The 19,073-nt window shown below is 61.2% G+C and carries 15 protein-coding genes and 1 tRNA gene (1 of these 16 cut by a window edge); 12 read left to right on the top strand and 4 right to left on the bottom strand.

What is annotated here, in order from left to right:
* Positions 1-8: 8 nt before the first annotated feature.
* Positions 9-1,103, bottom strand: a complete 1,095-nt coding sequence (gene queG, locus D8U61_RS18525) for a tRNA epoxyqueuosine(34) reductase QueG (RefSeq protein WP_130902874.1) — start codon at positions 1,101-1,103, stop codon at positions 9-11.
* A gap of 63 nt (positions 1,104-1,166) precedes the next feature.
* On the opposite strand from queG, the gene D8U61_RS18520 reads away from it, so the two are divergent.
* The 12 genes from D8U61_RS18520 to D8U61_RS18465 all read left to right on the top strand — a co-directional run bounded on the left by D8U61_RS18520 (position 1,167) and on the right by D8U61_RS18465 (position 16,156).
* Positions 1,167-2,666, top strand: coding sequence for an NAD(P)H-hydrate dehydratase (locus D8U61_RS18520; RefSeq protein WP_130927434.1), 1,500 nt, complete (start codon positions 1,167-1,169; stop codon positions 2,664-2,666).
* On the top strand, positions 2,654-3,124 hold the full coding sequence (gene tsaE, locus D8U61_RS18515; protein WP_016771950.1) for a tRNA (adenosine(37)-N6)-threonylcarbamoyltransferase complex ATPase subunit type 1 TsaE: 471 nt from the start codon (positions 2,654-2,656) through the stop codon (positions 3,122-3,124). Before D8U61_RS18520 ends, tsaE begins: the two co-directional genes overlap by 13 nt.
* Entirely contained in the window at positions 3,125-4,555 is a 1,431-nt protein-coding gene (locus D8U61_RS18510) for an N-acetylmuramoyl-L-alanine amidase (RefSeq protein WP_125926269.1), read from the top strand.
* A complete protein-coding gene (mutL, locus tag D8U61_RS18505; RefSeq protein WP_024011367.1) occupies positions 4,552-6,459 on the top strand; it encodes a DNA mismatch repair endonuclease MutL in 1,908 nt (635 codons plus the stop codon). Before D8U61_RS18510 ends, mutL begins: the two co-directional genes overlap by 4 nt.
* On the top strand, positions 6,459-7,430 hold the full coding sequence (miaA, locus tag D8U61_RS18500; protein WP_125926268.1) for a tRNA (adenosine(37)-N6)-dimethylallyltransferase MiaA: 972 nt from the start codon (positions 6,459-6,461) through the stop codon (positions 7,428-7,430). Before mutL ends, miaA begins: the two co-directional genes overlap by 1 nt.
* A gap of 95 nt (positions 7,431-7,525) precedes the next feature.
* Complete coding sequence (gene hfq, locus D8U61_RS18495) at positions 7,526-7,792, top strand: RNA chaperone Hfq (RefSeq protein ID WP_016771947.1); 267 nt, start codon at positions 7,526-7,528, stop codon at positions 7,790-7,792.
* 12 nt (positions 7,793-7,804) lie between these two features.
* The gene (hflX, locus tag D8U61_RS18490; protein WP_016771946.1) at positions 7,805-9,106 is read left to right on the top strand and encodes a ribosome rescue GTPase HflX; all 1,302 of its coding nucleotides are present in this window, start codon (positions 7,805-7,807) and stop codon (positions 9,104-9,106) included.
* Positions 9,107-9,202: 96 nt separating this feature from the next.
* Positions 9,203-10,369 carry an FtsH protease activity modulator HflK gene (hflK, locus tag D8U61_RS18485; protein WP_024011368.1) on the top strand — a complete coding sequence of 389 codons (1,167 nt, stop codon included), beginning with the start codon at positions 9,203-9,205 and terminating at the stop codon, positions 10,367-10,369.
* Positions 10,369-11,238 carry a protease modulator HflC gene (hflC, locus tag D8U61_RS18480; protein ID WP_016771945.1) on the top strand — a complete coding sequence of 290 codons (870 nt, stop codon included), beginning with the start codon at positions 10,369-10,371 and terminating at the stop codon, positions 11,236-11,238. The genes hflK and hflC overlap by 1 nt, the downstream gene beginning before the upstream one ends.
* 312 nt (positions 11,239-11,550) lie before the next feature.
* Positions 11,551-12,738, top strand: a complete 1,188-nt coding sequence (locus tag D8U61_RS18475) for an ATP phosphoribosyltransferase regulatory subunit (protein ID WP_016771944.1) — start codon at positions 11,551-11,553, stop codon at positions 12,736-12,738.
* Between the two features lie 54 nt (positions 12,739-12,792).
* Positions 12,793-14,082, top strand: a complete 1,290-nt coding sequence (locus D8U61_RS18470; RefSeq protein WP_016771943.1) for an adenylosuccinate synthase — start codon at positions 12,793-12,795, stop codon at positions 14,080-14,082.
* Between the two features lie 139 nt (positions 14,083-14,221).
* Positions 14,222-16,156, top strand: a complete 1,935-nt coding sequence (locus D8U61_RS18465) for a methyl-accepting chemotaxis protein (protein ID WP_110602740.1) — start codon at positions 14,222-14,224, stop codon at positions 16,154-16,156.
* Between the two features lie 90 nt (positions 16,157-16,246).
* On the opposite strand, the gene D8U61_RS18460 is transcribed toward D8U61_RS18465, so the two are convergent.
* The 3 genes from D8U61_RS18460 to D8U61_RS27720 all read right to left on the bottom strand — a co-directional run.
* The gene (locus D8U61_RS18460) at positions 16,247-17,812 is read right to left on the bottom strand and encodes an iron ABC transporter permease (protein WP_071174241.1); all 1,566 of its coding nucleotides are present in this window, start codon (positions 17,810-17,812) and stop codon (positions 16,247-16,249) included.
* Positions 17,812-18,822: an extracellular solute-binding protein gene (locus D8U61_RS18455; RefSeq protein WP_130927433.1), complete on the bottom strand. Its 1,011-nt coding sequence runs from the start codon at positions 18,820-18,822 to the stop codon at positions 17,812-17,814. The genes D8U61_RS18460 and D8U61_RS18455 overlap by 1 nt, the downstream gene beginning before the upstream one ends.
* Before the next feature lie 185 nt (positions 18,823-19,007).
* Positions 19,008-19,073 (bottom strand) — tRNA-Leu (locus D8U61_RS27720) (it continues 86 nt past the right edge of the window).

The raw sequence follows: 19,073 nt of genomic DNA, 5'->3' as shown, positions 1-19,073 counted from the left end.
GGCTACGATTAGAACATTGCGCTTGCCGGTTTTGCGAACGCGCGACGGGCGTGCCGTTCCAGTGCCCACTCGACATGTTCCCTGACCAACTCTGACGGATAATCCCGTCGCGCCTTCAACGCTTCCAGCACCGGAATCGTTGAAGGCGCATTTCCCAGTCCAACCGCCAGATTGCGCAACCAGCGCTCATACCCGGCGCGCCGCAATGGCGAACCTTCGGTGCTGCTTAGAAACTTCTCTTCATCCCACAAAAACAACTCGGCCAACTGTGCGTTATCCAGATTGTGCCGTGGCTTGAAATCGTTTTCCCCGGTCGGCCGGGCGAAACGGTTCCACGGGCAGACGATCTGGCAATCGTCGCAGCCAAACACGCGATTGCCAATCAACGGCCGCAACTCTTCTGGAATTGCGGTTTTCAGCTCGATGGTCAGATAGGAAATGCAGCGCCGCGCGTCCAGCACATAGGGGCCGACGAAGGCGTTGGTCGGGCAGATATCCAGACACGCAGTGCAACGGCCGCAATGTTCGCTGCTATGCGGTTCATCCACCGGCAACGGCAGGTCGACGAACAACTCACTGAGGAAGAAATAACTGCCGGCCTTGCGATTCAGTACAAGGGTGTTTTTGCCGATCCAGCCCAGCCCGGCCTGTTCGGCGATGGCTTTTTCCAGCACTGGCGCACTGTCGACAAAGGCACGAAAACCGAACGGGCCGATCTCTGCCTGGATCCTGTCGGCCAATTGTTGAACACGTTTACGGATCAATTTGTGGTAATCGCGGCCCAAGGCATAACGCGACACGTAAGCCTTTTCCGGTTCAGCCAGGCGTTTGGCCATTTCGGTATCGCCTGGCAGGTAGTCCATGCGCAGGGAAACCACGCGCAACGTGCCCGGCACCAGCTCGTCGGGGTGCGAGCGTTTGCTGCCATGGGCGCCCATGTAGTCCATATCGCCGTGATAGCCGGCGTCGAGCCAGCGTTGCAGATGCTGCTCGTGCTCGGCCAGGTCCAGACCGCTGATGCCGACTTGCTGGAAGCCCAGCTCGCGGCCCCAATCCTTGATCGATTGGGCGAGGGCGGGCAGGTCTGTGGTGATGGCGGACATGAGGCGAGAGAAACCGGAGCTGAGGTGCGTATAATTCTGCCAGACATCGGAGCCCGAAGACGCATGCCGCAGACGAAAGATGAATTACCCGACGCGCTGTACCGTGCCGCGCAGGTGCGCGAACTCGACGCGCGGCTGATCGCCGCCGGCACGCCGGGCTTCGAATTGATGCAGCGCGCCGCCCGCGCGACGTGGCGCGCACTGGTGCGCAAGTGGCCGGCAGCGAACGAACTGACGGTGCTCGCCGGGCACGGCAACAACGCTGGCGACGGTTATCTGGTGGCCGGGCTGGCGCTGCGGGCCGGTTGGACGGTGCGCGTTCTCGACGTCGGCGATCCGCAGCGTTTGCAGGGCGATGCCGCACTGGCCCATGCCGAATCGGTGGCTGCTGGTGTTGTGGTGCAAGGCTGGCAGGGGCAAAGCGAGCTGCGCGGTGTCGTCCTCGATGCCTTGCTCGGCACAGGTCTGAGCGGCGAAGTGCGCGAGCCGTATGCATCGGCGATCAAGGCGATCAACGCCTGCGGTTTGCCGGTAGCGGCGGTCGATATTCCGTCAGGGCTATGTGCCGATACCGGACGTGAACTGGGCGTCGCGGTCCACGCCGATCTAACGGTGACATTCATTGCTATGAAGATCGGGCTGTTGACTGGCGACGCGGCGGATCAAATCGGCGAACTGGTCTTCAACGACTTGCAAGCCACCGACGAAATTTTCAGTGACATTCCCGTCTGCGCTCAACGCCTGAGCGCCGCTAATCTCCCAGCACTTGCGCCGCGTGCGCCGACCTCGCACAAGGGGCGCTTTGGTCATGTGTTGCTGATCGGCGGCGATCACGGGTTCGGCGGAGCGATTCTGCTCAGCACGGAAATGGCCTTGCGCGGCGGCGCGGGCATGGTTTCGCTGGCGACTCGCCCAGAGCATGTGCCGGCGGCGCTGACTCGGGTGCCGGAGGCGATGGCGCTCGGCACCTCGTCAGCCAATCAACTGATGGGTCTGCTGGAAAAGGTTTCGGTATTGGTGATCGGGCCGGGACTCGGTCAGGCCAGTTGGGGCCGTGCCCTGCTGTCGGCTGCCGCCAATGCACCATCGCCGCAGGTGTGGGACGCTGACGCGTTGAACCTGCTGGCCAGCGATTTTGTCCAGTTGCCCAAGGATTGCGTGATCACCCCGCATCCGGGTGAAGCGGCGCGCTTGCTTGGCATCAGTACCGCCGAGGTGCAGGCCGATCGCCCGGCCGCTGCTCTGGCGTTGAGCAAAAAGTATTCAGCGGTAGTGGTTCTGAAAGGTGCCGGCAGTCTGATCGCCCATCCAGACGGACGTCTGGCCCTCTGTCATCAGGGCCATCCGGCGATGGCCACGGGCGGGTTGGGTGATGTGCTGGCCGGTCTCACCGGCGCATTGCTGGCCCAAGGCATGGACGCGTTCGATGCGGCATGCCTGGCCGTCTGGCTGCACGCCAACGCGGGTATGCAACAAGGCAAATTTGGCCGTGGGCTGGCGGCCAGTGATCTGATTCCAGCCATTCGTCAGTTGTTGGAGGAGCAAGCACCGTGTCTGAAGTAACCCTGTACCTGGCCGATGAACAGGCGATGAGCGACTTTGGCGCACGGATCGCCCGCGTCACCCAGGGCCATGGCCTGATTTTTCTCGAGGGCAATCTGGGTATGGGCAAAACCACCCTGTCGCGGGGCATCATTCGCGGTTTGGGGCATGTTGGCGCGGTAAAAAGTCCGACCTTCACTTTGGTCGAGCCCTACGAGATCGGTGACATTCGTGCCTTCCACTTCGACCTCTATCGCCTGGTCGATCCCGAGGAGCTGGAGTTTCTCGGCATCCGTGACTACTTCGAAGACGATGCCCTGTGCCTGATCGAGTGGCCCGATAAAGGTGCAGGCTTTTTGCCAAAGCCCGACCTGACCATTACCATTAGCCCGCAAGACAGCGGGCGTTCGCTGAAAATTTTAGCCCAGGGCTCGCGTGGCGAGGCCTGGTGTGCCGCTTTGGCATTGGAATCCAATTAAATGATGGGGTTTGGTATGCGCTTTCGCGCGTTGGTGGCTGCCGCTGGACTGATATTGATGGCAGTAACCGTCAACGCTGTGGCCGATTCAAAGGTCAACAGCGTGCGCCTGTGGCGGGCGCCGGACAACACGCGACTGGTCTTTGACCTCAGCGGCCCGGTGCAGCACAGCGTTTTTACCCTGACAGCCCCGGACCGGCTGGTGATCGACATCAATGGCGCCACCCTCGGCGCGCCGTTGAACGTGCAGACGGCGAACACGCCGATCACTGCGATGCGCTCGGCCCAGCGCACCCCGACCGACCTGCGCGTGGTCATCGACCTGAAAAAAGCCGTCACTCCGAAAAGCTTCTCGCTGGCGCCGAACGCGCAGTATGGCAACCGTCTGGTGGTCGATCTGTTCGACAACCCGGCCGATGCCGCGCCGCCGCCGGCCCCGACGCCATCGGTGGCGACCGTGCCGGCAGTGCCGGTGACCCCGACCGAACCGGCGATCAAGCTGCCGCCAGCCCCGGCCGGCAAACGCGACATTATCGTGGTGATCGACGCCGGCCACGGTGGCGAAGACCCGGGCGCGTCCGGTTCGCGCGGCCAGCGTGAGAAAGACGTGGTACTGCAGATCGCTCGCGAGCTGCAGCGTCAGGTCAACGGCATGAAAGGCTTCCGCGCCGAGCTGACCCGTACCGGCGACTACTTCATTCCATTGCGCGGGCGAACCGAAATCGCCCGCAAGAAGGGCGCCGACCTGTTCGTCTCGATCCACGCCGACGCCGCGCCGTCCGCGGCCGCTTTCGGTGCTTCGGTGTTCGCCCTGTCCGATCGTGGCGCTACCTCCGAGACCGCCCGTTGGCTGGCCGACAGTGAAAACCGTTCCGACCTGATCGGTGGTGCCGGCAACGTCAGCCTCGACGATAAGGATCGTATGCTGGCGGGCGTGTTGCTCGATCTGTCGATGACTGCGTCGCTGACTTCCAGCCTCAACGTCGGCCAGAAGGTGCTGACCAACATCGGTCGCGTTACGCCGCTGCACAAACAACGTGTCGAACAAGCCGGGTTCATGGTGCTGAAGTCGCCGGACATTCCATCGATCCTGGTCGAAACCGGCTTCATCTCCAACGCCAACGAAGCGAACAAACTGTCCGCGTCGAGCCATCAGCAAGCGCTGGCCCGTTCGATCAGCAGCGGCGTGCGCCAGTTCTTCCAGCAGAATCCACCGCCCGGCACTTACATTGCCTGGCTGCGTGATTCCGGCAAGATTGCCCAAGGCCCGCGCGACCACCGTGTCGGCCCGGGGGAAACCCTGGCGATGATCGGCGTGCGCTATCAGGTCTCGCCGGCCACCTTGCGTGCTGCAAACAACCTGAAAAGTGACGAGTTGAAAGTCGGTCAGCACCTGACCATTCCAGGCACCGAACTGGCGTCCAAAGAATGAACCAGGTAATGAACACGGCGCGCATCGAGCTGCTCAGCCCGCGGCTGGCGAACCAGATTGCCGCCGGTGAGGTGGTTGAGCGCCCGGCTTCGGTGATCAAGGAGTTGCTGGAAAACAGCCTCGACTCCGGCGCCAAGCGTATCGATGTCGATGTCGAGCAGGGCGGCGTCAAGCTGCTGCGCGTGCGCGATGACGGCAGCGGTATTTCTGCCGATGACCTGCCGCTGGCCTTGGCCCGTCACGCCACCAGCAAGATTCGCAACCTCGAAGACCTCGAGCAGGTGATGAGCCTGGGTTTCCGTGGCGAGGCGCTGGCGTCGATCAGCTCCGTGGCGCGTCTGACCCTGACCTCGCGCACCCGCGATGCCGATCAGGCCTGGCAGGTCGAGACCGAAGGCCGGGACATGGCGCCGCGCGTGCAGCCGGCGGCGCATCCGGTCGGCACTTCGGTGGAAGTCCGCGACCTGTTCTTCAACACCCCGGCCCGGCGCAAATTTCTCAAGACCGAAAAAACCGAATTCGATCACTTGCAAGAAGTGATCAAGCGTCTGGCGCTGGCGCGCTTCGACGTGGCTTTTCATCTGCGCCACAACGGCAAGACCATCCTCAGCCTGCACGAGGCCCACGATGATGCAGCCCGCGCCCGGCGTGTGGCGGCGATCTGCGGTTCGGGTTTCCTTGAGCAGGCGCTGCCGATCGAGATCGAACGCAATGGCTTGCACCTGTGGGGCTGGGTCGGTTTGCCGACGTTCAACCGTAGCCAGGCTGACTTGCAGTATTTCTTCGTAAACGGCCGAGCAGTGCGCGACAAACTGGTGGCCCATGCGGTACGTCAGGCTTATCGCGACGTGCTGTTCAATGGCCGGCACCCGACCTTCGCGCTGTTTTTCGAAGTCGATCCGGCGGCGGTAGATGTCAACGTGCACCCGACCAAACACGAAGTGCGCTTCCGTGACGGGCGCATGGTGCATGACTTCCTTTATGGCACCTTGCATCGTGCATTGGGCGATGTACGGCCGGAAGATCAGCTTGCCGGTTCGGTGACCACGGCGATCGTTCGGCCGAGCGGGATCGAGGCGGGCGAATTCGGCCCACAGGGCGAGATGCGTCTGGCCGCCAATGCGCTGCTGGAGCAGCCGCAGGCGCAACCGGCGTTCAACACGTCATCCGGGGCCAGCGCTGGCGGCGCTTATCAGTATCAATACACGCCGCGTCCGCAATCGGCGTTGCCTGCTGCCGAGGCGCAAGCCGCTTACAAAGAGTTTTTCGCGCCGCTGCCTGAAGCCAATGCCAGCGCGCTGCCAACCGGTCAGGAAGATATCCCGCCGCTCGGCTATGCACTGGCGCAGCTCAAGGGCATCTATATTTTGTCCGAGAACGCCCATGGCCTGGTGCTGGTGGACATGCATGCCGCCCACGAGCGGATCATGTACGAGCGCCTGAAAATCGCCATGGCCAGCGAAGGTCTCAGTGGCCAGCCGTTGCTGGTGCCGGAGTCGCTGGCCGTGAGTCAGCGCGAGGCCGATTGTGCTGAAGAACACGCCGCTTGGTTTCAGCGCCTTGGTTTTGAATTGCAGCGCCTGGGGCCGGAAACCCTGGCGATCCGGCAGATTCCCGCATTGCTCAAGCAGGCCGAAGCCAATCGACTGGTCGGCGACGTGCTTTCGGATTTGATGGAGTACGGCACCAGCGACCGTATCCAGGCGCACCTCAACGAACTGCTCGGCACCATGGCCTGCCACGGCGCGATCCGCGCCAACCGGCGTCTGGCCCTGCCGGAAATGAACGGCCTGCTGCGTGATATGGAAAACACTGAACGCAGCGGTCAATGCAACCATGGCCGACCGACCTGGACCCAATTGGGTCTGGACGATCTGGACAAACTGTTCCTGCGCGGTCGTTGATGAGCCAGCTTCCTCCAGCGATTTTCCTGATGGGCCCGACCGCTGCGGGCAAGACCGATCTGGCCATCGAGCTGACCAAAGTGCTGCCGTGCGAATTGATCAGTGTCGATTCGGCGCTGGTCTACCGCGGCATGGACATCGGCACGGCCAAGCCTTCGAAAGAGTTGCTGGCGCAATACCCGCACCGGCTGATCGACATCCTCGACCCCGCTGAAGCGTATTCAGCCGCCGATTTCCGCCGCGACGCGTTGCAGGCCATGGCCGAAATCACTGGACGAGGAAAGATCCCGCTGCTGGTCGGCGGCACCATGCTCTATTACAAGGCTTTGGTTGAAGGTCTGGCGGACATGCCGGCGGCCGATCCCGAGGTGCGTGCGCAGATCGAGGAAGAAGCTGCGCGTCTTGGCTGGCAAGCCCTGCACGAACAGTTGGCGCAGATCGATCCGGTGTCGGCGGCGCGCATTCATCCCAATGATCCGCAGCGCTTGAGTCGGGCACTGGAAGTGTATCGAGTCAGCGGGCAGAGCATGACCGCCCTGCGCGAGCAACAATCTGCGCAAAGTACTGAAGCAGCCGCTTCGGGACGCCAACAATTGCCCTATACTGTCGCGAACCTGGCCATTGCTCCGGCGAATCGTCAGGTTCTGCACCAGCGAATTGAACAAAGATTCACAAATATGTTGGAACAGGGATTCATCGACGAGGTCGTAGCCCTGCGTAAAAGAAGTGACCTGCATTCGGGGTTGCCGTCTATACGTGCGGTAGGCTACCGCCAAGTCTGGGATTACCTGGACGGCAAGCTGACATTGGCCCAGATGCAGGAGCGGGGCATCATCGCCACGCGCCAATTGGCCAAACGCCAGTTTACCTGGCTGCGCAGCTGGGACGATTTGCACTGGCTGGACAGTCTTGATTGCGACAATCTGCCACGCGCCTTGAAATACCTTGGGACCATCTCCATATTGAGCTGAGTCCTTGCAATTGCCGTCTATCCTTGGGGGTGTGACGGCCGAAGCCATCTGAATTTACCTGTTTTTATTATTGAATCCTTAAAGGAGTGCGGCACATGTCAAAAGGGCATTCGCTACAAGACCCTTACCTGAACACTTTACGTAAAGAGAAAGTCGGGGTTTCCATCTACCTGGTCAACGGTATCAAGCTGCAAGGGACGATCGAGTCGTTCGACCAGTTCGTGATCCTGCTGAAAAACACCGTAAGCCAGATGGTCTACAAACACGCTATCTCGACCGTCGTGCCGGTTCGTCCAATTCGTCTGCCTAGCGCAACCGAAAACGAACAGGGCGATGCCGATGCAGCGCCGGGTAACGCCTGATAGGAGTCTCCTTTGTTCTTTGAGCGCCACGGTGGTGGTGAACGAGTCATCCTCGTTCACTTGGATGGACAGGACCCTGAGGCGCGCGAAGATCCGCAGGAGTTTCAGGAGTTGGCAAATTCGGCTGGCGCCGAGACCGTCGCGTTTTTTAACGTGCCGCGTCATCGGCCAACCGCCAAATATCTGATCGGCAGCGGCAAGGTCGAGGAACTGCGCGACCTGGTCAAGGCTGAAGAAGCCGATCTGGTGATTTTCAATCACATCCTCACGCCCAGTCAGGAACGCAACCTCGAACGTGTTTTCGAGTGTCGCGTGATCGACCGCACCGGGCTGATTCTCGATATTTTCGCCCAACGCGCACGCACCCATGAGGGCAAGCTGCAGGTCGAACTGGCCCAGCTTGACCACATGAGCACGCGGCTGGTTCGCGGCTGGACTCACCTTGAACGTCAGGGTGGCGGTATCGGTATGCGCGGTCCGGGCGAAACCCAGCTGGAAACCGACCGCCGTCTGCTGCGGGTTCGCCTGCGTCAGATCAAGGGGCGGCTGGAGAAGGTGCGCAGTCAGCGCGAGCAGTCGCGCCGTGGCCGATCCCGTGCGGACATTCCTACCGTTTCGCTGGTGGGCTACACCAACGCGGGCAAATCGACACTCTTCAACAACGTGACGAAGTCCGAGGTGTACGCGGCCGATCAACTGTTCGCCACGCTCGACCCGACCCTGCGCCGGCTGGAGCTTGACGACCTCGGTCCGATCGTCCTCGCCGATACCGTGGGCTTCATTCGTCACCTGCCACACAAGCTGGTCGAGGCATTTCGGTCTACGCTCGAAGAGTCGAGCAATTCCGACCTGCTGCTGCACGTGATCGATGCGGCCGAACCGGATCGCATGTTGCAGATCGAGCAGGTGATGGTGGTGCTGGGCGAGATTGGTGCCCAGGACTTGCCGATCCTCGAGGTCTATAACAAACTCGATTTGCTCGAAGGCGTCGAGCCGCAGATCCAGCGCGATGCCGATGGCAAGCCGCAACGGGTCTGGCTCTCGGCGCGTGATGGCAGCGGTCTGGAATTGCTTGAACAGGCCATCGCCGAGTTGCTCGGCAGTGATCTGTTCGTCGGTACCTTGCGCTTGCCGCAACGCTTCGCTCGGCTGCGTGCGCAGTTCTTCGAACTCGGGGCGGTGCAGAAAGAAGAATACGATGAAGAAGGTGTCAGCCTGCTGGCCGTTCGTTTGCCCCGGATCGAGTTGAATCGATTGGTAAGCCGCGAAGGATTGCAGCCGATGGAATTCATCGAGCAACACACTTTGCAATAAAAGCCTGACAAAGCGGTTGTGCCGCAACGGCAGGCATTCTGTAGCATTGGTCGGCGCGCCGTGGGTGCGTCTTTGCTTTATCAGATGGAGAGCGCTATGGCTTGGAATGAGCCGGGTGGCAACTCGAATAATCAGGATCCCTGGGGTGGCAAGCGCCGCAATAACGGCGACCGCAAGGGGCCACCGGATCTCGACGAGGCCTTCCGAAAGCTGCAGGAAAGCCTGAACGGGTTGTTCGGTGGTGGTAAGAAACGCGGTGATGACGGCGGCGGGTCGGGGCGCAGCAGTGGCGGCTTCGGCGGTCTGCTCGGCATCGGCCTGGTCGTGCTCGCGGCTGTCTGGCTGTACAGCGCGGTCTACGTGGTGGACGAGCAGGAGCAAGCCGTGGTGCTGCGCTTCGGCAAGTACTACGAGACTGTCGGCCCGGGTCTGAACATCTACTTCCCGCCGATCGACAAGAAGTACATGGAGAACGTGACGCGTGAGCGTGCGTACACCAAGCAAGGCCAGATGTTGACTGAAGACGAGAACATCGTCGAAGTGCCGCTGACCGTGCAGTACAAGATCAGCAACCTGCAGGACTTCGTGCTGAACGTCGATCAGCCGGAAATCAGCCTGCAGCACGCGACTGAAAGTGCGCTGCGTCACGTGGTCGGTTCCACCGCCATGGATCAGGTGCTGACCGAAGGTCGTGAATTGATGGCCAGCGAAATCAAGGAGCGTCTGCAACGTTTCCTCGATACCTATCGCACCGGTATCACCGTCACCCAGGTCAACGTACAGAGCGCAGCGGCACCGCGTGAAGTACAGGAAGCCTTCGATGACGTGATCCGCGCCCGTGAAGACGAGCAGCGTTCGCGCAACCAGGCTGAAACCTACGCCAACGGCGTTGTGCCGGAAGCCCGTGGTCAGGCCCAGCGCATCATCGAAGATGCCAACGGTTACCGCGACGAGACCATCTCGCGCGCCAAGGGTGAGGCCGATCGCTTTACCAAACTGGTCGCCGAGTATCGCAAGGCACCTGAAGTCACCCGCGAGCGTCTGTACCTGGACACCATGCAGGAAGTCTTCAGCAATACCAGCAAGGTCCTCGTGACCGGCAACAAGAACGGCCAGAGCAATCTGCTCTACCTGCCGTTGGACAAGATGATCCAGAACAGTTCGGGTAATGCACCGGTAACCGGTTCGGCCGCCAGCAACAACACGGACGTCACGCCGCATGTCACCGACGTGCCGCAGACGCGTACAAGGGAGACCCGCTGATGAGCAATAAATCGCTGATCGCCCTGATCGTTGGCGTCGTTGTGGTACTGGTGGGCTGGAATTGCTTCTACATCGTCGCTCAGACCGAGCGCGCGGTGCTGCTGCAATTCGGTCGTGTGGTTCAGGCCGATGTCCAGCCGGGTCTGCATGTGAAGGTGCCTTACGTCAACCAGGTGCGCAAATTCGACGCGCGTCTGCTGACGCTGGATGCACCGACGCAGCGCTTCCTGACTCTGGAAAAGAAAGCCGTGATGGTCGATGCCTACGCCAAGTGGCGGGTGAAAGATGCCGAGCGCTTCTACACCGCGACTTCGGGTCTGAAGCAGATCGCCGACGAGCGTCTGTCCCGTCGTCTCGAATCGGGCCTGCGTGACCAGTTCGGCAAGCGCACCCTGCACGAAGTGGTGTCGGGTGAGCGTGATGCGCTGATGGCTGACATCACTGCGTCGCTGAACAAGATGGCGGAAAAAGAGCTGGGTATCGAAGTGGTCGATGTCCGGGTCAAGGCCATCGATCTGCCGAAGGAAGTGAACCGCAGTGTGTTCGAGCGTATGAGCACCGAGCGGGAGCGTGAAGCTCGCGAGCACCGCGCCAAGGGTAACGAGCTGGCCGAAGGCATCCGTGCCGACGCCGATCGTCAACGCCGCGTGCTGCTGGCCGAAGCCTATCGTGAATCCGAAGAGGTTCGCGGTGACGGTGACGCCCAGGCTGCTGCGATCTACTCCAAGGCCTACGGCCAGGATCAGGAGTTCTACGGTTTCTACCGTAGCCTGCGTGCCTACCGTGAAAGCTTCGCGAACAAATCCGACGTCCTGGTCCTCGACCCAAGCAGCGACTTCTTCCGTTATCTGGAAAAAGCCAAACCTTGATACGACGTTGACCTGAATCAGTCCGCCCGGCGGCTAAAACCTCGGGCGGGGTGATCCTTTCGGAAAACGTGTGTATGATGCGGCAGCCGGGAAATTCCCGGCTTTTTTGCGTCTGCACGTTTGATTGCTGTTTTTGTTGCAGACATCGGGTTTGAATAGCCCGGGCGTTTTTCGAGGAAAGTGATGGGCGAAGCCGCCAGCCGGCCTTTCGCTGCGTCGTTCATGCGCGTGCGTTTTGAACGCCCCGGTCATTTTCTGCTTCACTCAAGGCTCGCCTAGTGCTGGCCGCCCGGATCAAAGGGGAATGGCGTAATGGCAACGGTAGACCGCTGGCTGCTGCCAGATGGCATCGAAGAAGTACTGCCACCGGAGGCGGCGCGCATTGAAGTCGCGCGTCGTCAGGTGTTGGATCTGTTCCAGAGCTGGGGTTACGAGTTCGTCGTGACTCCCCATATCGAGTACCTGGAATCCCTGCTGACCGGCGCGGGCCAGGACCTGGATCTGCGTACCTTCAAGGTCATCGACCCGCAATCGGGCCGGCAGATGGGTTTCCGCGCCGACATCACGCCGCAAGTGGCGCGCATCGATGCGCACACCCTGCGTCGCGAAGGCCCGAGCCGTCTGTGCTACGCCGGCAGCGTCCTGCATGCCCAGCCGCGTGCATTGTCGTCCTCGCGCAGCCCGATCCAGCTGGGCGCCGAGCTGTACGGCGACGCCAGCCCGAGCAGCGATGTCGAAGTCATCAGTCTGATGCTGGCCATGCTGCAGCTGGCCGATGTGCCGGACGTGCACATGGACCTCGGCCATGTCGGCATCTACCGTGGTCTGGCGCGTGCCGCTGGTCTGTCCGGTGAAGTCGAGCAGCAGTTGTTCGATGCCCTGCAGCGCAAGGCCATCGATGAAGTGATTACCCTGACCGAAGGCCTGCCGGCCGATCTGTCGGGCATGCTGCGCGCACTGGTTGATCTGTGTGGCGGCCGTGAAGTGTTGAGCGCTGCCCGCGAGCGTCTGGCCAATGCGCCGGCGCCGGTGCTGGCGGCGCTGGAAGATCTGCTGGCGATCGCCGAGCGTCTTTCCGTGCGCTTCCCGCAGCTGCCGCTGTATTTCGACCTCGGCGAGTTGCGCGGCTACCACTACCACACCGGTGTGGTGTTCGCGGTGTTCGTGCCGGGCGTTGGCCAGTCCATCGCTCAGGGCGGTCGTTACGATGACATCGGTGCCGACTTCGGTCGCGCCCGTCCGGCGACTGGTTTCTCTACCGATTTGAAAACCCTGGTGACCCTGGGGCGTGCTGAGATCGAGCTACCGTCTGGCGGTATCTGGATGCCTGACAGTACGGATGCGGCACTCTGGCAGCAGGTTTGCCAGTTGCGCAGTGAGGGTCAGCGTGTCGTTCAGGCCTTGCCTGGACAACCTTTGGCCGCCGCCCGTGATGCGGACTGCGACCGGCAATTGATTCAGCAGAACGGGCTTTGGCAAGTATCGCCACTGGCTTCTTGAGTTTTCCTGCCGGCCATCGCCGGCACCAAGTTTGCGCGAATGAGGACAAGTGTTATGGGTAAGAATGTCGTAGTCCTGGGCACCCAGTGGGGTGATGAGGGCAAAGGCAAGATCGTTGATCTGCTGACCGAACATGCTGCCGCCGTAGTGCGCTACCAGGGTGGCCACAACGCGGGTCACACGCTGGTGATCGACGGCGAGAAAACCGTCTTGCACCTGATTCCATCGGGCGTGCTGCGCGAAGGCGTGCAATGCCTGATCGGCAACGGCGTGGTGGTTGCACCTGACGCCCTGCTGCGCGAGATCACCAAGCTGGAAGAGAAAGGCGTACCAGTGCGCGAGCGCCTGCGTATCAGCCCGTCCTGCCCGCTGATCCTGTCCTTCCACGTCGCGCTGGACCAGGCCCGTGAAAAGGCCCGTGGCGAGCTGAAGATCGGTACCACCGGTCGCGGCATCGGCCCGGCTTACGAAGACAAGGTTGCCCGTCGTGGCCTGCGTGTCGGCGACCTGCTGAACATGCCGCGCTTCGAAGACAAGCTGCGTGAACTGGTGGATTACCACAACTTCATGCTGGTCGGTTACTACAAAGAGCCAGCCATCGAATTCGAAAAGACCCTGGCCGAGTGCAAGGAATACGCTGAGCTGCTCAAGCCGCTGATGCTCGACGTGACTGCCGAGCTGCACGATCTGCGTCGTGCCGGCAAGGACATCATGTTCGAAGGCGCGCAAGGTTCGTTGCTCGACATCGACCACGGCACCTACCCGTACGTGACCAGCTCCAACACCACCGCTGGTGGCGTGGCGACCGGTTCGGGCGTGGGTCCGATGTTCCTCGACTACATCCTGGGCATCACCAAGGCCTACACCACTCGCGTCGGTTCCGGCCCGTTCCCGACCGAGCTGTTTGACGAAGTCGGTGCGCACCTGGCCAAGCAGGGTCACGAGTTCGGCGCTACCACCGGCCGTGCCCGTCGCTGCGGCTGGTTTGACGCCGTCATCCTGCGTCGCGCTATCGACGTGAACAGCATCTCGGGCATCTGCCTGACCAAGCTGGACGTGCTTGACGGTCTGGAAACCATCAACATCTGCGTCGGCTACAAGGACGCGCAGGGCAATGCCGTCGCGCCGACCGATGCTGACAGCTACGTCGGCCTGCAGCCGGTGTACGAAGAAGTACCGGGCTGGAGCGAATCGACCGTGGGCGCCAAGACCCTGGAAGAGCTGCCGGCCAATGCTCGTGCCTACATCAAACGCGTTGAAGAGTTGATCGGCGCGCCGATCGACATTATTTCGACGGGCCCGGACCGCAACGAAACCATCGTTCTGCGTCATCCGTTCGCTTGATAAGTTGTTGATGTAAAAAACAAAGGCCCCTTAATCGGGGCCTTTGTCGTTTATGCCTGTTGGACGGCATGACCTTTGCTGTGAATCTGTCTACAAGAGTGCCATCAAATTAATGGCGTCAGAAGTAGAGGGATTTAAAGTGTCAGCCGTTCTCTCACTGTTACAAAGCCGTTTGTTGCGGCCGGTGTTCGTTACCCTTGGTATCGCCCTTTTGGTGCAGGTGTTGGTGGCGGTTGCCCTGACGCGGAGCACGGTGACCGCGCTGGAAGCCGATCTGGCCGTGCGCCTGGGTGCCGACAGCCAGAAACTCTCCGGTGAGCTGGAGCAGGCGGGGCGTGAAGTCACTTCAAGTCTTGATGCGTTATCGGCCAGCACTCGTCAGCGCCTCACGGCTGGCCTGTCCGCACGCCTCAAAGAAGAGCAGGCGCAGCTGCGAGCGACGCTGGAAAAGGATCTGAAGGATTCGGCCAACGACATGGCGCAGTTGCTTGCATCCGTAGCGCCGCGTGCGATGTGGGACAGCGACGTGCCGACGCTCTCGGAGTTCGCTCGTCGCGCCCAGCGCAATCCCAACGTGCTGTTCGTGGTGTATGACGACGCCACCGGCCAGCATCTGACCCGTTATCTCAACCGTGAAAATCCGATCAACAAGGCCTTGCTGGAAAAAGGTCAGGGCGAGCGTGCGCTGGATAAAGTACTCGATGCGGCGAAAAACGATCCTTCGGTTTACTACCTCGAAGCCTCGATCAATCCCAATGGCGTGGAAATCGGCAAAGTGCTGATGGGCGTGTCCACGGCCTCGGTGGAAACCGATCTGGCCGAGCTCGACAAGCGCTTCCTCGCGCTAATTGCCAGCAGCGATCAATTGGTCGGCGACAGCCTCAAAGGCGCAGCGGCGGACAGCGCCAAGGCAATGCAGGCGCGCCTGCAATCGGCGCAGGGCACCGCTGGCGAAATGAAAGCCAACACCGCACAAACCGTTCAAGACGCTGCCGCGACACTGCGCTGGCGTATCGGCCTTGGCCTGGCACTGGTCGGTTGCGGCGTGCTGCTGTTGCTGGCCGTGGTGCTCGGTCATCGTGTGGTCAATCGTCTGAAAATGCTCAATGCGGCGATGGACGATCTGGCAGCGGGCGAGGGCGATCTGACCAAGCGTGTGCAGATCAACAGCAAGGATGAAATCGGCGACATGGCTTCGGCGGTCAATCGCTTTGTGGATAAATTGCAGCCGATCGTACGCGAGGCGGGCGATGTCGCTCAGCGCACTGGCGTGGAAATCGGCGCGATGACTTTGCGCAACGCTGGCGCCGATGCGGCTGCCGGAATGCAGCGCGATGAAGTTGCAGAAAGCCTTCGCGCGCTGTCGCAAATGGCAGACGAGGCGCAGTCGGAAAGTCAGGCAATGCAGGCGGCGCTGAAGCAGGTTGTCGATATTCGTCAGGCCACCGATGAGAACACCCGGACTTCGGCGAAAGTTGGCAGCCTGATCGAAGCGCTGGCCGGGCAGGTCGATACCGGGGCGAAGGTTATCGAGCGACTGGCGCAGCAGAGCGAGCAGATCGAGGTGGTGTTGACGGTGATTCACGGCATCGCCGAACAGACCAACCTGCTGGCATTGAACGCTGCGATCGAGGCGGCGCGCGCCGGTGAAACCGGGCGTGGGTTTGCCGTGGTGGCGGATGAAGTGCGTGCACTGGCGAGCAAAACGCAGAGCTCGACGGGTGATATCCAAGCGCACATCGTCGCTCTGCAGCAGGGCGCACGTGAGGCAGTCGAGGCGATTGGTCAGGCCGGACGGCAGGCCAGCGAAGGTTTGCTGGTCTTGCGCGACAGTGCGCGGTTGCAGCAGTCGGTGCAGGCTTCGGTCGAGCAGGTGCATGCGGCGATCGGTCTGGCGACGCAAGCAGCAGCGCATCAGGCGCAGGGTGCACAGGCAGTGCGTGGGCGCGTCGAAACGATTCATGCACAGGCCGAGAAAGCGGCGCAGGCAGTGGTGGAAACCACGGCCAGTGGCAAGGTGCTGGATGGTCTGGCTGCGCAATTGAAAGCCAGCCTGGGGCAGTTCCGCGCTTAGTGTTATCCGGGCTGGCCTCTTCGCGAGCAGGCTCGCTCCCACAGGGAAACTCAATCCATTGTGAGAGCGAGCCTGCTCGCGAATACGGTATCAGCGGCTCAGATACATCCGCGTCGTCAGCAGATAAACCGGCAACCCCGAGACCACAATCAACAACGCCGCATAAGGCGCCGCCGCCGCAAACTCGACATTCGCCGTGTGCGCCCAGACTTCGGTCGCCAATGTATTGAGTCCGGTTGGGCTAAGCAGCAACGTTGCCGTCAATTCCTTCATCGCATCAAGAAATACCAGCGCAAACGCTGCGCCCAGTGCCGGGAAAATGATCGGCAAGGTCACCCGGCAAAACGCGGTGAACGACGATGCGCCTAATGTCCGCGCCGCTTCTTCCAGCTGCGGTGCTGCCTTGTTCAGCGCAGTACGGATCGGCGCCTGCGCCAATGGCAGGAAGAGCAGCGCATAGGCGATCAGCAGCAAGCCCGACGTCTGATACAGCACTGGCACGTAATGCAGGGCGAAATACACCAGCGTCAACGCAATCACCAGCCCCGGCAGCGCGTGCAACAGATAAGGCAGGCGTTCGGCCCAGATTGCCAATCGGCCTTTATAGCGCACCACCAGCAGTCCGACCGGTACTGCCAATACCAGGCACAGCGCCGCGCCGCCCAATGACAATGCCAGCGATGACAACAGCGCCTCGGTGATCGCCGCTACCGGGAACGCCGCCGATGAGCCGACCGCCAGCCAATACGCCAACATCCCCAACGGAATGCCGCTGCCGATAATCGCCAGCAACAGGCAATACAACTGACCAAGCGCCGCCCACGCTCCAAGCTTTACCTGTTCAGCTTGCCGCGCCGCGCCCTGGCCGGTGCGCACATGCCGGCCCTTGCCACGCACGCGCAGCTCCAGCCACAACAGCAGCAGACACAGCGCCAGCAACACCGCCGAAAGCATCGCGGCGTTGGCATTGCTGAATTCCAGTTCGAATTGCTGGTAGATCGCCGTGGTGAAGGTTTGCAGGCCAATGATCGACAGCGCGCCGAATTCCACCAGCATGTGCAGGGCAATCAGCAGCGAACCGGCCAGCAGCGATGGCCACAGCAGCGGCAGGGTGACGCGGAAAAATACGCCCCAGCGATTCTGTCCCAACGTGCGGGCGGATTCTTCGAGGGAGGGATCGAGATTGCGCAGGGTCGCCGCAACTGGCAGGAAGATCAGCGGATACTTCGACAGGCTCATCACCAGAATCGCCCCGCCGAGGCCTTCGAATTGCGCGCTGAGCGAGACCCAGGTGAAGCTGCTGACAAACGCCGGCACCGCAAACGGCAGGCACAGGATCACGCCCCACAGGCGCCGCCCCGGCAGATTGCTGCGCTCCAGCAGCCATGCCAGCGACAGACCGATCACGGCGCAAGTGACCGTCACGCCGACCATCAATGCCAAGGTATTGCGCAGCAGGCCGAACACATACGGGCGCCACAACAAGTGCAGCGCCTCGGCCCAGCCGGCCTGCCAAGCTTTCAGTCCGACATAGGCCAGTGGCAGCAGGCTCATGACCACCAGTAGCAATACCGGCAGCACCAGCCAGATCGACGGACGTTTGCGCCTTGGTACATAACCCCCGCGCGCGGCGGGGGCCGATAACGATGCTGCCATCAGTTCAGGCCAACTTCGCGTTCCAGCTCCAGCGCTTCTTCAGCATTGCCCAGGTCCGCCGGAGTGACGTTCGGCGCTTCCAGTTCGCTGAACGGCTTGAGGCCGCGATCCGATTCCATGCCTTTGTGCAGCGGGTATTCGGCGGTGGTCTGAGTGATCACGCGCTGACCTTCTTCGCTGGCCATGAAAGCGAGGAATTGCTGGGCTTCTTTTGGATGTTTGCTGGATTTCAGCACGGCAGCGCTGGACACGGTGATCAAGCCGCCAGCGTCGCCGCCGGTGAAATAATGCAGCTTGGAGTCGAGCTTGCTTTTCTCGCGTTGCAGGGCGAACCAGTAGTAGTTGTTCACCAGCACGGTAGCGACTTCGCCGTTTTCCACCGCTTTGAGCGCGACCATATTGTTGCTGTAGGTCTTGCCGAACGCGCGCAGGCCGGTCAGCCATTCTTCGGCGGCGTCACGACCGTGCAGCTTGATGATCGCTACGGCCTGCTCCTGGAAGGCGCCGCTGGTCGGAACGAAGCCGACCTTGCCCTGCCACTGCGGCTCGGAGAATTCCATCACCGATTTCGGCAGGTCTTTTTCATCGATCAGTTTCGGATTGAACGCGACCACGCGCACGCGGGCGGTAATGCCGATCCAGGTACCGTTGGCGGCGACGTATTTTTCCGGCAAAACCGCTAGGGTGGCGTCATCGGCCTTGGCCAGCAGACCCTGTTCGCCGAGGTTGTTCAGCGGCGGCGACTCTTCGGTGTAGATCACATCGGCGGGCGAGCGGTCGCCTTCTTCGATGATCTGGCTCGCGAGCTGGTTGCTGCTGCCTTTGCGCACGTTGACGTGGATGCCGGTCTTGGCTTCGAAAGCCTTGGCAATCGCGTCGCCGACTTCCTTGTGCTGGCCGTTGTAGAGAGTCAGGGAAACCGCATCGGCAGCCTGGGTGAGGGGAGTGGCGAGTGCCAGGCCGAGGAGGGTGAAGGTCAGGCCTCGGCGCAGGGTATTTCGAAACGTCATTCGCAGGGTTCCTCACTGTCGCATTGCAAAAACTTGCAACAATGATAAACGATATTGTTTCTCAAGTGCGCCTTGTGGGGCGACTGGCGATCCTGTAGGGATGGCGAAATTCAGGAAGGCAGAAACGCAAAAACCCGCTTTCGCGGGTTTTTGTGAAATCCAAGGCCTGAACCTTGAATTTGAATTGGTGCCCAGAAGAAGACTCGAACTTCCACGACCGTAAGGTCACCAGCACCTGAAGCTGGCGTGTC

This window comes from Pseudomonas sp. Sample_14, from assembly GCF_004307515.1.
In the GTDB taxonomy this organism is placed as follows: Bacteria; Pseudomonadota; Gammaproteobacteria; order Pseudomonadales; family Pseudomonadaceae; genus Aquipseudomonas; species Aquipseudomonas atacamensis.
The sequence above is the reverse complement of the archived record's forward strand: the minus strand, read 5'-3'. Positions and strand labels throughout refer to the sequence as shown.

Excerpts from the sequence above, each read along its gene's own strand:
- queG (WP_130902874.1), bottom strand. The coding sequence starts at position 1,103 with ATGTCCGCCATCACCACAGACCTGCCCGCCCTCGCCCAATCGATCAAG.
- D8U61_RS18520 (WP_130927434.1), top strand. The coding sequence starts at position 1,167 with ATGCCGCAGACGAAAGATGAATTACCCGACGCGCTGTACCGTGCCGCG.
- D8U61_RS18510 (WP_125926269.1), top strand. The coding sequence starts at position 3,125 with ATGATGGGGTTTGGTATGCGCTTTCGCGCGTTGGTGGCTGCCGCTGGA.
- mutL (WP_024011367.1), top strand. The coding sequence starts at position 4,552 with ATGAACCAGGTAATGAACACGGCGCGCATCGAGCTGCTCAGCCCGCGG.
- miaA (WP_125926268.1), top strand. The coding sequence starts at position 6,459 with ATGAGCCAGCTTCCTCCAGCGATTTTCCTGATGGGCCCGACCGCTGCG.
- hfq (WP_016771947.1), top strand. The coding sequence starts at position 7,526 with ATGTCAAAAGGGCATTCGCTACAAGACCCTTACCTGAACACTTTACGT.
- hflK (WP_024011368.1), top strand. The coding sequence starts at position 9,203 with ATGGCTTGGAATGAGCCGGGTGGCAACTCGAATAATCAGGATCCCTGG.
- hflC (WP_016771945.1), top strand. The coding sequence starts at position 10,369 with ATGAGCAATAAATCGCTGATCGCCCTGATCGTTGGCGTCGTTGTGGTA.
- D8U61_RS18475 (WP_016771944.1), top strand. The coding sequence starts at position 11,551 with ATGGCAACGGTAGACCGCTGGCTGCTGCCAGATGGCATCGAAGAAGTA.
- D8U61_RS18470 (WP_016771943.1), top strand. The coding sequence starts at position 12,793 with ATGGGTAAGAATGTCGTAGTCCTGGGCACCCAGTGGGGTGATGAGGGC.
- D8U61_RS18460 (WP_071174241.1), bottom strand. The coding sequence starts at position 17,812 with ATGGCAGCATCGTTATCGGCCCCCGCCGCGCGCGGGGGTTATGTACCA.
- D8U61_RS18455 (WP_130927433.1), bottom strand. The coding sequence starts at position 18,822 with ATGACGTTTCGAAATACCCTGCGCCGAGGCCTGACCTTCACCCTCCTC.